Source organism: Pseudomonas sp. RT4P38 (assembly GCF_054897765.1).
In genome coordinates this window covers 6473071-6485863 of sequence record NZ_CM142703.1, presented here as the reverse complement: position 1 = coordinate 6485863, position 12793 = coordinate 6473071, and the positions used below count along the sequence as shown (strand labels likewise).

General features: G+C 59.8%; 11 protein-coding genes. 5 read left to right on the top strand and 6 right to left on the bottom strand.

Annotation, left to right across the window (positions count from 1 at the left end; all coding sequences use genetic code 11):
• Positions 1-6 precede the first annotated feature (6 nt).
• The gene (locus ACYZT7_RS30230) at positions 7-357 is read left to right on the top strand and encodes a RidA family protein (protein ID WP_462039313.1); all 351 of its coding nucleotides are present in this window, start codon (positions 7-9) and stop codon (positions 355-357) included.
• 27 nt (positions 358-384) lie between these two features.
• Entirely contained in the window at positions 385-1287 is a 903-nt protein-coding gene (locus tag ACYZT7_RS30225) for a transporter substrate-binding domain-containing protein (RefSeq protein WP_462039312.1), read from the top strand.
• A gap of 75 nt (positions 1288-1362) precedes the next feature.
• Here the strand turns inward: ACYZT7_RS30225 and ACYZT7_RS30220 are convergent, their stop codons facing one another.
• Together ACYZT7_RS30220 and ACYZT7_RS30215 are read right to left on the bottom strand one after the other, a co-directional pair.
• Positions 1363-2082: a 16S rRNA (uracil(1498)-N(3))-methyltransferase gene (locus ACYZT7_RS30220; protein WP_462039311.1), complete on the bottom strand. Its 720-nt coding sequence runs from the start codon at positions 2080-2082 to the stop codon at positions 1363-1365.
• Between the two features lie 160 nt (positions 2083-2242).
• The gene (locus ACYZT7_RS30215) at positions 2243-3649 is read right to left on the bottom strand and encodes an adenosylmethionine--8-amino-7-oxononanoate transaminase (protein ID WP_462039310.1); all 1407 of its coding nucleotides are present in this window, start codon (positions 3647-3649) and stop codon (positions 2243-2245) included.
• Between the two features lie 223 nt (positions 3650-3872).
• Between ACYZT7_RS30215 and ACYZT7_RS30210 the strand changes: the two genes are divergently transcribed.
• The 3 genes from ACYZT7_RS30210 (at position 3873) to ACYZT7_RS30200 (ending at position 7071) form a co-directional block, all read left to right on the top strand.
• Entirely contained in the window at positions 3873-5630 is a 1758-nt protein-coding gene (locus ACYZT7_RS30210; protein WP_462039309.1) for a flavin monoamine oxidase family protein, read from the top strand.
• Between the two features lie 263 nt (positions 5631-5893).
• The gene (locus ACYZT7_RS30205) at positions 5894-6445 is read left to right on the top strand and encodes a cytochrome b (protein ID WP_462039308.1); all 552 of its coding nucleotides are present in this window, start codon (positions 5894-5896) and stop codon (positions 6443-6445) included.
• 32 nt (positions 6446-6477) lie between these two features.
• Entirely contained in the window at positions 6478-7071 is a 594-nt protein-coding gene (locus ACYZT7_RS30200; RefSeq protein WP_462039307.1) for a YceI family protein, read from the top strand.
• Positions 7072-7324: 253 nt separating this feature from the next.
• Here the strand turns inward: ACYZT7_RS30200 and ACYZT7_RS30195 are convergent, their stop codons facing one another.
• From ACYZT7_RS30195 to ahcY, 4 genes are all read right to left on the bottom strand, one after another.
• Entirely contained in the window at positions 7325-9208 is a 1884-nt protein-coding gene (locus ACYZT7_RS30195) for a DEAD/DEAH box helicase (protein ID WP_462039306.1), read from the bottom strand.
• A gap of 223 nt (positions 9209-9431) precedes the next feature.
• A complete protein-coding gene (locus tag ACYZT7_RS30190) occupies positions 9432-10247 on the bottom strand; it encodes a substrate-binding periplasmic protein (protein WP_462039305.1) in 816 nt (271 codons plus the stop codon).
• 191 nt (positions 10248-10438) lie between these two features.
• Positions 10439-11284, bottom strand: a complete 846-nt coding sequence (gene metF / locus ACYZT7_RS30185; RefSeq protein WP_449645603.1) for a methylenetetrahydrofolate reductase [NAD(P)H] — start codon at positions 11282-11284, stop codon at positions 10439-10441.
• A gap of 89 nt (positions 11285-11373) precedes the next feature.
• On the bottom strand, positions 11374-12783 hold the full coding sequence (gene ahcY, locus ACYZT7_RS30180) for an adenosylhomocysteinase (protein ID WP_077747242.1): 1410 nt from the start codon (positions 12781-12783) through the stop codon (positions 11374-11376).
• Positions 12784-12793 lie beyond the last annotated feature (10 nt).

Below are 12793 nucleotides of genomic sequence, written 5' to 3'. Positions count from 1 at the left end.
AAACCGATGAGCATCAACCGTATCAACAGCAACAGCCGACTCTCTGGCGCGGTGACCTTTGGCGATCTGGTGTTTCTCTCGGGACAGGTTCCGGATGACAGCACCGACGTCACCGGCCAAACCGCCGAGGTGCTGGCAAAAATCGATGCGTTGTTGGCCGAAGCTGGCAGCGACAAGGATCATCTGCTCAACGCGACCATTTACCTGAACGATATTGGCCGCGACTTTGCCGCCATGAATGAGGTCTGGTCGCAGTGGCTGTCACCGGGCAACGCACCGACCCGCACCACCTTGCAGGCGCAGCTGGCTCGTCCAGAGGTTCTGGTGGAAATAACCGTGATCGCCGCCCGCCGCTAATCGCCTTACCCACAACGGAGAATAACAATGCAAAAAATCACGTTGATCGGCTGCACCCTCGGCCTGCTGCTCGCCAGTCAGGTCCAGGCCAACGAAGCGCCGCTGACCGGCACGCTGAACAAGGTCGCCAATGCCAAGAGCATCACGCTGGGCTATCGCGACGCGTCGGTGCCGTTCTCCTACGTGGGTGATCACACCGGGCAGCCGATGGGCTATTCGGTGGACCTGGCGAGCAAGATTGTCGAGCGCATCAAGCAAAAGCTTGAACTGCCGGATCTGCAGGTGAAGTACAACCTGGTGACCTCACAAACGCGCATTCCGCTGGTGCAGAACGGCACGGTCGACCTTGAGTGCGGTTCCACCGGCGTGACCGCCGAGCGCATGCAGCAAGTGGCGTTTTCCTACGGGTTTATCTACGTGAAGGGGCAGTTGCTCACGGCGAAAGACAGCGGCATCAAAAGCTTCGCCGACCTGCGCGGCAAGAACGTCGTGACCACCGCCGGCACCACCAACGAGCGGTTTCTGAAGAGCTACAACATCGATCACAAGATCGATATGTTCGTGATCAGCGCCAAGGACCACGGCGAAGCCTTCCAGATGTTGCAGTCAGGTCGGGCTGCGGCGTTCTATATGGATGACGCGCTGCTTTACGGCGAACGCGCCAAGGCTCGCGATCCGCATAACTGGGTTGTAGTGGGTGAGGAGCAGTCGCGGGAAATCTACAGCTGCATGGTGCGCAAGGACGATCCGCAGTTCTTGGCACTGGTCAACTCCACTCTGGCCGACCTGTACAGCTCAGGGGAAATCAACAGCATCTACAACCGCTGGTTCCAGCAACCGATACCGCCCAAAGGCTTGAACCTGGAGTTCCCGATGACCAGCGAGCTGAAGGCAATCATCGCCAAACCGGTGAGTGATCCGGTGCAGTAATCGCCTCTTGATCCTTGCACGCTCCCACTTTGGAATGCATACCCCTGTGGGAGCGAGCTTGCTCGCGATAGGGCCCTAGAAGTCACCCCAAAGCTGCTGGGCAACCGCCAATGCCACCACCGGCGCGGTCTCGGTGCGCAACACACGAGGGCCGAGGCGGGCGGCGTGAAAACCGCCAGCCTTGGCCTGCTCGACTTCTGCGTCGGACAACCCGCCTTCCGGGCCGATCAAAAACGCTAGCGTCGCCGGTTTCGCATGGCTCACCAGCGGTTCGGCCACCGGATGCAACACCAGTTTCAACTCCGCCTGGGTCTCCTTCAACCAATCCGCCAACAGCAGCGGCGGATGAATCACCGGCACCCGTGAACGCCCGCATTGCTCGCAAGCGCTGATCGCAACCTGGCGCCAGTGCATCAGGCGTTTGTCGGCGCGCTCGTCCTTCAGCCGGACTTCGCAGCGGTCGCTGAAGATCGGGGTGATTTCTGTGACGCCCAGTTCGGTGGCTTTCTGAATCGCCCAGTCCATCCGCTCGCCACGGGACAAGCCCTGGCCGAGATGGATCTGCAGTGGCGACTCGACCTGCCCGGCGAAGCTTTCATCGATCTGCACGACCACGCGCTTCTTGCCGACCTCCACCAGCGTGGCGCGAAACTCATGGCCCGAACCGTCGAACAGTTGCAGCGCATCGCCCTCGGCCATGCGCAGCACGCGGCTGATGTAATGGGCCTGGGCCTCGGGCAACTCGTGTTCGCCAGTGCTCAAGGGGGCGTCGATAAAGAAGCGGGACAGTCTCATGCTGGGTCTCTGAAAATTGGATCGGAGTTGCTTTTGTGGCTGCTGACTATGTGTGGCGAGGGGATTTATCCCCGCTGGGCTGCGAAGCGGCCCCAAAGATGGGACTGCTGCGCAGTCCAACGGGGATAAATCCCCTCGCCACAGGGAACTGTGTTGGTCTTTAGCCCGGATCGCGGAAACCCGGGTGGAAGTCTTTTGGCACCGACACGCTGACGCTGTCACGGGTCGCGATGTCGATGCCTTCGCTGGCCACTTCGGCCAGAAAGTCGATCTGCTCAGGCGTGATCACGTACGGCGGCAGGAAGTACACCACGCTGCCCAACGGTCGAAGTAAAGCACCACGCTCCAACGCATGCTGGAACACTTTCAAGCCGCGACGTTCCTGCCACGGATAAGCCTCCTTGGTGGCCTTGTCCTTGACCATCTCGATGGCCAGCACCATGCCGGTCTGACGCACTTCCGAAACGTTCGGGTGATCGGCCAGGTGCGCGGTGGCGCTGGCCATGCGCTGGGCCAGGGCCTTGTTGTTCTCGATGACGTTGTCTTCTTCGAAGATATCCAACGTCGCCAAGGCTGCCGCGCACGCCAGAGGATTGCCGGTGTAGCTGTGGGAATGCAGGAAGGCGCGCAGGGTCGGGTAGTCGTCGTAGAAGGCGCTGTAGACGTCTTCGGTCGTCACGCAGGCCGCCAGCGGAAGATAACCGCCGGTCAGGGCCTTGGACAGGCAGAGGAAATCCGGGCGGATGCCGGCCTGTTCGCAGGCGAACATCGTCCCGGTTCGGCCGAAGCCGACGGCGATTTCGTCGTGGATCAGGTGCACGCCATAGCGGTCGCAGGCTTCGCGCAGCAATTTCAGGTACAGCGGGTGGTACATGCGCATGCCGCCGGCGCCCTGGATCAGCGGCTCGACGATCACCGCGGCCACGGTGTCGTGGTGCTCGGCCAGGGTCTGTTCCATGGCGGCGAACAGGTTGCGGGAGTGTTCTTCCCAGCTCATGCCTTGCGGGCGCAGATAGCAATCGGGGCTCGGCACCTTGATGGTGTCCAGCAGCAGGGCCTTGTAGGTTTCGGTGAACAGCGGCACGTCGCCCACCGACATCGCTGCCATGGTCTCGCCGTGGTAGCTGTTGGTCAGGGTGACAAAGCGCTTCTTGTTCGGCTGGCCGCGGTTGAGCCAGTAGTGAAAGCTCATTTTCAGCGCGACTTCGATGCAGGACGAGCCGTTATCGGCGTAGAAGCACCGGGTCAGGCCTTCCGGCGTCATCTTCACCAGGCGCTCGGACAACTCGATCACTGGCTGATGGCTGAAACCGGCAAGAATCACGTGTTCCAGTTGATCGACCTGGTCCTTGATGCGCTGGTTGATCCGCGGGTTGGCGTGGCCGAACACATTGACCCACCAGGAACTGACGGCGTCGAGGTAACGTTTGCCTTCGAAGTCTTCCAGCCAAACGCCTTCACCGCGTTTGATCGGGATCAGCGGCAGCTGTTCGTGGTCTTTCATCTGGGTGCAGGGATGCCACAACACCGCGAGATCGCGTTGCATCCACTGATTATTCAGGCCCATTTTCAGTCTCCTCGAGGCGGCTCGCGACGTGCGCGGGCAAACAATCGCGCAAGCCTATGCAATGCGTGACGTGGGGACAACCCATTGTGTCGATTGAGCTACTTTGTATAGGTGGATAGACGTCGCTGGCGGCCTTTTGATGGCTGACGTATTCTTCGCGGTTCTTTGAGCCGTCTGGCTCGTAAAACCGCTATTTCCCACGTGTATTTCCGGAGTTCGCTGAATGTCTGCTGGTTGGCTGCGCGCCTGTGCGCTGGTGATGTTGGGGCTGTTCAGCGTGTCTGCGCTGGCCAAGGATAAAACGGCGATCGTTATCGGGGGAGGGCTGTCTGGCCTCACCGCGGCTTACGAACTGCAAAACAAAGGCTGGCAGGTGACCCTGCTGGAAGCCAAACCGAGCATGGGCGGTCGCTCTGGCATGGCCACCAGCGAGTGGATTGGCAACGATAAGACCCAACCGGTTCTGAACAAGTACGTTTCGACCTTCAAGCTGAGCACCACGCCGGCCCCTGAGTTCGTGCGGACCCCGGGCTACCTGATTGACGGTGAGTATTTCACTGCCGCCGATCTGGCAACCAAGCAACCGGCCACCAGCGACGCGCTCAAGCGCTACGAAAAAACTCTGGACGATCTGGCGCGCTCGATCGAAGACCCGCAGAACCCGGCGGCCAACAGCACACTGTTCGCCCTGGACCAGATCAACGTGTCCAACTGGCTCGACCGTCTGAATCTGCCAGCCACGGCACGTCAGTTGGTGAATCAGCAGATTCGTACCCGTTATGACGAACCGTCGCGCCTGTCGCTGCTGTACTTCGCACAGCAAAGCCGCGTTTACCGTGGCGTTGCCGATCGTGATCTGCGCGCTTCGCGCCTGCCCGGCGGTAGCCCGGTGTTGGCTCAGGCGTTCGTCAAACAACTGAAAACCATCAAGACCAGCTCCCCGGTCTCGGCGATCACCCAGGACAAGGATGGTGTGACCGTCAAAGTCGGCAGCGTTGGCTATCAGGCTGACTACGTCGTCGTGGCCGTGCCATTGCGCGCACTGAACAAGATCCAGATGACTCCGTCACTGGATGCCCAGCACATGGGCGCGATCAAGGGCACCAACTACGGTTGGCGCGACCAGATCATGCTGAAATTCAAGACGCCAGTGTGGGAAAGCAAGGCACGCATGACCGGTGAGATCTACAGCAACACCGGTCTGGGCATGTTGTGGGTTGAGCCGGCTCTGAAGGGCGGAGCCAACGTGGTGATCAACCTGTCCGGCGACAACGCGCGCGTGATGCAGGCCTTCGGCGACAAGCAGATGGTCGATCAGGTGCTGATCCGTCTGCACGCCTTTTATCCACAGGCGCGCGGTTCGTTCACCGGTTACGAAATCCGCCGCTACAGCACCGACCCATCGATGGGCGGCGCATACCTGGCATTCGGCCCTGGCCAGATCAGCAAGTACTGGCGTCTGTGGGAACGTCCGATTCAGCGTGTAGCCTTTGCCGGCGAACACACTGATACGTTGTACCCAGGCACGCTGGAAGGTGCATTACGCACCGGTCAGCGGGCAGCCAGTCAGGTAGAAGACCTGGCGGCCGGCAAGTCGTTTGAACCGGCGAAGGTTGTTCCGGCAGCGACCGTTGCGGCGGCCGGCGCGGTGGCGGCGAAGAAAGGTAACTTCTTCACCAACCTGTTCGGTGGTTCTGACGACAAACCGGCACCCGTCAAGGCGCCAGAGCCAGTGGCTCCGGTTGCTCCGGCACCGGCTCCAACACCTGAGCCGGCCCCTGCGCCAGCTCCGGTCGAAGCGCCGAAACCAGCGGCACCGGTGAAAGCCGAACCCGCCAAAAAAGCCCCGGCCAAAGCTGTGGCGAAAAAACCTGCGGCCAAAGCCGAAGTCAAAAAGGCCCCAGCGAAGAAAGCTGAACCGCCGAAGAAAGTAGTGGCCAAGCCCGCTGCGACTCCAGCGACGGTTACCAAAGCGCAGTAAGCTTTGGGATTAAAAAAACGCGGCAGAAATGCCGCGTTTTTTTATGCCCAAAGAAAACCAATATCAAGAATCGAGTAAACCTTATGGCGGAGGTGTTCTTTAGTTGGACTTCATTTTTTCTTACACATGGGTCTTTAATCTTTCCTTAACTCACCTATTTCAGACTCTTGATCGTATTTCTCGATATTTCAAAGCGAAATTTTCCGCTTTAACTCGATGGATAACTCGATAGTCTTGGTCACAGTTCTCACAGGATTTGGGCAATGCAGTTACGTAATTCTTCTTCGCGCTACGGTTGGGTCAGCATCTTCATGCACTGGGGCGTGGCGCTGGTGGTCTTCGGTCTGTTTGCGTTGGGCTTGTGGATGGTCGGTCTCGACTACTACAGCGTCTGGCGCAAAGACGCGCCCGACTTGCACAAGAGCATTGGCCTGGTGTTGTTAGCCGTCATGGTTCTACGGGTGCTGTGGCGTTTCATCAGCCCGCCGCCGCCAGTCCTGGAAAGCTATAACCGCATGACGCGCATTGGCGCCAAGTTCGGTCACTCGTTCCTGTATCTCAGTCTGTTCGCTGTGATGATTACCGGTTACCTGATTTCCACCGCAGACGGTGTCGGGATTCCGGTGTTTGGCCTGTTTGAAGTTCCTGCACTGATATCCGGACTACCGGATCAGGCAGATACAGCCGGTGTGATTCATTTGTACCTGGCCTGGGCGCTGGTAATTTTTTCCGGTCTCCATGCGTTGGCAGCACTGAAACACCACTTTATTGATCGTGATGCGACCCTGACGCGAATGCTGGGGCGCAAAGCCTGATGTTCAACCTCGACTCCAAAGGAAAAGAAAGCATGTTGAAAAAGACGCTCGCCGCTCTGGCAATCGGTTCTGCTCTGCTGTCCGCCAACGTGATGGCGGCTGACTACGTTGTCGACAAGGAAGGCCAGCACGCCTTCGTTGACTTCAAGATCAGCCACCTGGGCTACAGCTTCATCACCGGTACCTTCAAGGATATCGACGGCAAGTTCAGCTTCGACGCTGCCAAGCCAGAAGACAGCAAGATCGAGTTCAACGTGAACACCGCCAGCGTGTTCACCAACCATGCCGAGCGCGACAAGCACATCGCCAGCGGTGATTTCCTGAATGCGAGCAAGTTCGCCAAAGCCACGTTTGTTTCCACCAGCGTCAAATCCACCGGCAAAAACGCCGCGGGTAAAGACACTGCTGACGTGACCGGTGACCTGACCCTGCTGGGCGTGACCAAGCCAGTCGTGGTCAAGGCCACTTTCCTGGGTGAAGGCAAGGATCCATGGGGCGGCTACCGTGCCGGTTTCGAAGGCACCACCAGCATCAAGCGTTCCGATTTCGGCAAGCAGAAAGACCTGGGCCCACAGTCCGACGCGGTCGAGCTGTACGTTTCGTTTGAAGGTGTCAAAGCGAAGTAACTTTCGCCGCTAAAACAAAAACGCCCCCGATCTCGCGATCGGGGGCGTTTTTTATTGCCAGGCGCAATCTGCACGACCGCCGCAAATCCCCTGTGGGAGCGAGCTTGCTCGCGATAGCGGTAGATCAGTTAGTGGAGATGTTGAATGTTAAACCCCCATCGCGAGCAAGCTCGCTCCCACAGTGGATTTGCGCCAGGCATAAAAAAATGCCCCTGATCTCGCGATCAGGGGCATTTTTTATGGCGGCGTTAAATCAGCGATTGCGGGTCAGCAAGGCTGGTTTCTCGCCGCGAGGGCGACCTGGCAGTTGATCGAGTTGCTCGGGTGTCGGGAAGCGATCAGTTTTCGACTCCTTGTGAATGATCTTCGGTGCCGGACCGCGCGGGTTTTGCACGGCCGGTTCCGAACGTGGCTGATCGTCGGTGCGAGCCGGGCGGCGGTTGCGGGGCTCTTCGCGACGGGCCTGGCCGTCACGTGGAGCGCCGTTGCGTGGACCGCTGCGCTTGGCCGGCGGCGTGCCAGTGGTGGCGCCATCGCTGCTGCGCGGGCCGCTTTGGCGACCCTGAGGCTTGCCGCCGGTGCGCGGAGCACCTGCGCCGGCGCCTGCGGCCGAGCCTTGTGTCGGAGCACTCGGACGGCGGCCACGGCCTTGAGCGGGTTTGGGCTGTGGCACGTAGTCGACGCGGTTACCGAAGTTATCGACGTCGTCGTCCAGAAACTCGTCCGGAGCACGGTCAGCAGCGGCGCGAGGCGCCGGGCGCTGTTGCTCGCGAGCCGGGGTGCCTTCGCGTGGCTTGTGTTCACGCGCTGGGCGATCACCACGGCCAGTGGCAGCAGGTTTTTCCTTGCCGCCCTTGTCCTTGCCTTTGTCTTTACGACCGCCGCCACCACCAGTGCCGTTCGGACCGTCGCCGCGCGGGCCACGTGGGTTGCGCGGGTTACGCACATCCGGACGCTCGCGAACTTCTGGCTTCTCGGCTTCTACAGCGCTGGAATCGAAGCCCATCAGATTGCCGTCGGCAATTTTCTGCTTGGTCATGCGCTCGATGCTTTTCAGCAGCTTCTCTTCGTCCGGAGCCACCAGCGAGATCGCCTCGCCCGAACGACCGGCACGGCCAGTACGGCCGATACGGTGCACGTAATCTTCGTCGACGTTTGGCAGTTCGAAGTTGACCACGTGTGGCAACTGATCGATGTCCAGGCCGCGAGCGGCGATGTCGGTCGCAACCAGGATGCGCACTTCACCGGCCTTGAAGTCGGCCAGGGCTTTGGTGCGAGCGTTCTGGCTCTTGTTACCGTGGATCGCGACGGCGCTCAGGCCGTGTTTGTCCAGGTACTCGGCCAGACGGTTGGCGCCGTGCTTGGTGCGGGTGAACACCAGAACCTGTTCCCAGGCGCCAGCGGTGATCAAGTGCGCCAGCAACGAACGCTTGTGGCTGGCGGCCAGGCGGAATACGCGCTGTTCGATACGCTCGACCGTGGTGTTCGGCGGCGTGACTTCGATGCGTTCCGGGTTGTGCAGCAGCTTGCCGGCGAGGTCGGTGATGTCTTTGGAGAAAGTCGCCGAGAACAGCAGGTTCTGGCGTTTGCTCGGCAGACGGGCGAGGACCTTTTTCACGTCATGGACGAAGCCCATGTCGAGCATGCGGTCGGCTTCGTCCAGCACGAGGATTTCCACGTGGGACAAATCGACGCTGCCTTGGCCGGCGAGGTCGAGCAGGCGGCCGGGGCAGGCCACCAGCACGTCCACACCGCGGGACATGGCTTGAACCTGTGGGTTCATGCCGACGCCGCCGAAGATGCAGGCGCTGACGAACTTCAGGTCACGGGCATAAACCTTGAAGCTCTCGTGTACTTGAGCCGCGAGTTCGCGAGTAGGGGTCAGGACCAGTACGCGCGGTTGGCGCGGGCCGTGACGCTGGGATTTGTCCGGGTGACCGTTGGGGAACAACCGCTCCAGAATCGGAAGGGCGAAGCCGCCGGTTTTACCAGTACCTGTCTGCGCCGCGACCATCAGGTCGCGACCTTGCAACACGGCGGGAATGGCCCGCTGTTGCACCGGAGTAGGCTCGGTATAGCCCGCTGCCTCGATGGCGCGGACTAAAGCCTCGGAGAGACCGAGGGAAGCAAAGGACATGAGTAATCCTGTTTTAGTTAGGGCTTGGCCCAATGGGAGTCTTGCCTGGCGCGAATGGCGTTTAAGAGGAACGCAATCCCGTCCGGTCCTGCTGGGCCTTGAAAGCTCGTCTGGAGTGCTCGCGCGGGCTGAAAAGCTGCGCTGTAGCGGTGTCGAGATGCCTTGAACAAGTCCGAGCGTCCGGGCGTGAGCCTGGCGGGAAGGCCGGAGTATAACAGAGCAATCACTGCGCGCCGCTTTCCTGCTGCTCAACGGTTTTTCCGCTGGCGGCGGTGGCTCGGGTGGTTTTCACCTCGGCTGCCGGTTCGGCACCATAGCGGGCGCTCAGTTCTGCGTACGCAGGCTCGCGCTTGAAGCGTTTGAGCTCGGCGCCGAAGCGTTGCACTAACAAGTCCATGCCCGCGTTGCGGCGCACCGCCAGGAACTGGCTCTGGTGGCTGATGACGGTCGGGTTCTCGGTAATCTTGTCGCGGATGCCCAATTCGTCGAGCAAGTGCTGACCCACCCGGCGGTCGGTGATCAGCAGATCGATCCGCCCGCGCACCAGTTTGCCGAAGTTGGCTTCATGGGTCGGCGCCGGTTCACGGGTGAACAGGGGCGATTCGCTGAAATCCTTGCTGTAGAGATAGCCCGGCGAGGTGCCGATGGTCAGGCCTTTGAGGTCGTCCAGGGTGCGAAACGGATGCGGGCGCTCATTGGCGTAAAACATCACGAACTCGACTTCCGAGAGCGGTTCGCTCGGGTAGAGCAAAGTAGCGTCGCGTTCGGGGCTGTGAAAAATATCCAGCGCGCCATCGGCCTGGCCCGTTTCGAGCATCGACAGGCAGCGCTTCCACGGCAGGAACTGCCATTCGACTTCGATCCCCAGGCGCTTGAAGACAATTGCCGTAGTTTCGTAGTCCAGTCCCAGGGATTTGCCGTTTTCCTCGTACACGTAAGGCGCCCACGGCTCGGTGACAATGCGCAGCTTCTCGCCCCGAGCGGCGAAGCTCAGGCAAGTAAAAAGAAACACGGTCAGTAACTGTGTGATCAAAGGCATGGCTTGAGATTACGACGAGAAACCGGAAAGAGCCAGAAACGGGATCCACAAGCTCTAACTCCGTGTGTTGCTGCACAATAAAAGTGCGTTAAAAGCAAAAAATCGCAGCCTTCGGCAGCTCGTACAAAGGTCCGTATTTCCCTGTAGGCACTGTCGAAGGCTGCGATCATTTGGTCTTGCTTTAACGACTTTTAGCGCGGCAACTTCAGATTGTTCCACACCGCCAGGCTCGGTTCGGCCTGGTTCAGCGTGTAGAAGTGCAGCCCTGGAGCGCCACCCTGCAGCAAGCGTTCGCACATTTCGGTGATGACTTGCTCACCAAAGCCTTGGATGCTTTGGGTGTCGTCGCCGTAGGCTTCCAGCTGCTTGCGGATCCAGCGCGGGATTTCCGCACCGCAAGCATCGGAGAAGCGCGCCAGCTTGCTGTAGTTGGTGATCGGCATGATCCCCGGAACGATCGGGATGTTCACGCCCATCGCCCGTACACGCTCGACGAAGTAGAAGTAGCTGTCGGCGTTGAAGAAGTACTGGGTGATCGCACTGTCGGCGCCAGCGTTGACCTTGCGCACGAAGTTGGTCAGATCGTCTTCGAAATTGCGCGCTTGCGGGTGCATTTCCGGGTAAGCGGCGACTTCGATGTGGAAATGATCGCCGGTTTCTTCACGAATGAATTCAACCAGGTCATTGGCGTGGCGCATTTCGCCACTGGCCATGCCCATGCCTGAAGGCAGGTCACCGCGCAGGGCAACGATACGCGTGATGCCGGCTGCCTTGTATTGGGTCAGCAGGCCGCGCAGGTCGTCCTTGCTGTCGCCAACGCAGGACAAATGCGGTGCGGCAGCGACTTTTACTTCGCTTTCGAGCTGCAACACGGTGTTGAGCGTGCGATCACGAGTCGAACCGCCAGCGCCATAGGTGCAGGAGAAAAAATCGGGGTTGTACGTGGCCAGCTGACGGGCAGTGGCGAGCAGTTTTTCATGCCCAGCGTCGGTCTTCGTAGGGAAGAACTCAAAGCTGTAGCGACGGTCTTGGGACATGGGAATACCCTTTGCAATCGCAAAAGGCGAACCGGTGATGGTCGGTCCGCCTGGTCAGGATCGGCGGGCGCAAAGCCCGCCGGGTCCAATCAGTAGCGGTAAGCGTGTGGCTTGAATGGACCTTCGACGGTCACGCCGATGTAGTCGGCCTGAGTCTTGGTCAGTTGAGTCACTACGCCGCCGAAACCGCGGACCATTTCCAGGGCCACTTCTTCGTCGAGTTTCTTCGGCAGTACTTCAACGGTCAGACGCTCGGCTTTCTGGGCTGGCGACAGGTCGGCGTACTTCTGGCCGAACAGGAAGATCTGTGCCAGAACCTGGTTGGCGAACGAACCGTCCATGATGCGGCTTGGGTGGCCAGTGGCGTTGCCCAGGTTAACCAGACGGCCTTCGGCCAGCAGGATCAGGTAGTCGTCGTTCTGAGCGTCAAATGCGCCAGGGCCGGTCCGGTGGATCTTGTGAACCTGTGGCTTCACTTCTTCCCATGCCCAGTTCTTGCGCATGAAAGCAGTGTCGATTTCGTTGTCGAAGTGGCCGATGTTGCAGACAACAGCGCGCTTCTTCAGGGCTTTGAGCATGTTCGCGTCGCAAACATTGACGTTGCCGGTGGTGGTCACGATCAGGTCGATCTTGCCCAGCAGCGCTTTGTCGATGCTTGCTTCAGTACCGTTGTTGATACCGTCGATGAACGGCGAAACCAGCTCGTAACCGTCCATGCAGGCTTGCATGGCGCAGATCGGATCTACTTCGGAGACTTTAACGATCATGCCTTCCTGGCGCAGGGACTGGGCCGAACCCTTGCCCACGTCGCCGTAACCGATGACCAGCGCTTGCTTGCCGGACAGCAGGTGGTCGGTACCGCGCTTGATCGCGTCATTCAGGCTGTGACGGCAGCCGTATTTGTTGTCGTTCTTGCTCTTGGTCACCGAGTCGTTGACGTTGATGGCCGGGATTTTCAGCTCGCCCTTGGCCAGCATGTCCAGCAGGCGGTGAACGCCCGTGGTGGTTTCTTCGGTCACGCCGTGGACGCGGTCCAGGATCGCCGGATATTTCTTGTGCAGCAGCTCGGTCAGGTCGCCGCCGTCGTCGAGGATCATGTTGGCATCCCAAGGCGCGCCATCCTTGAGGATGGTTTGCTCCAGGCACCACTCGTACTCTTCTTCGGTTTCGCCTTTCCAGGCGTAAACCGCGATGCCGGCAGCGGCGATAGCAGCAGCGGCCTGGTCTTGAGTCGAGAAAATGTTGCAGGACGACCAGCGTACTTCGGCACCCAGGGCAACCAGGGTTTCGATCAGCACAGCAGTCTGAATGGTCATGTGGATGCAGCCGAGAATCTTGGCGCCTTTGAGTGGCTGCTCACCGGCGTACTTGCGGCGCAGACCCATCAGGGCCGGCATTTCGGATTCGGCGATGATGGTTTCGCGACGGCCCCAGGCAGCCAGGGACATGTCGGCCACTTTGTAATCGTTAAAATCTGCAGGCGTGATAACAGCGCTCATGATGAGCCTC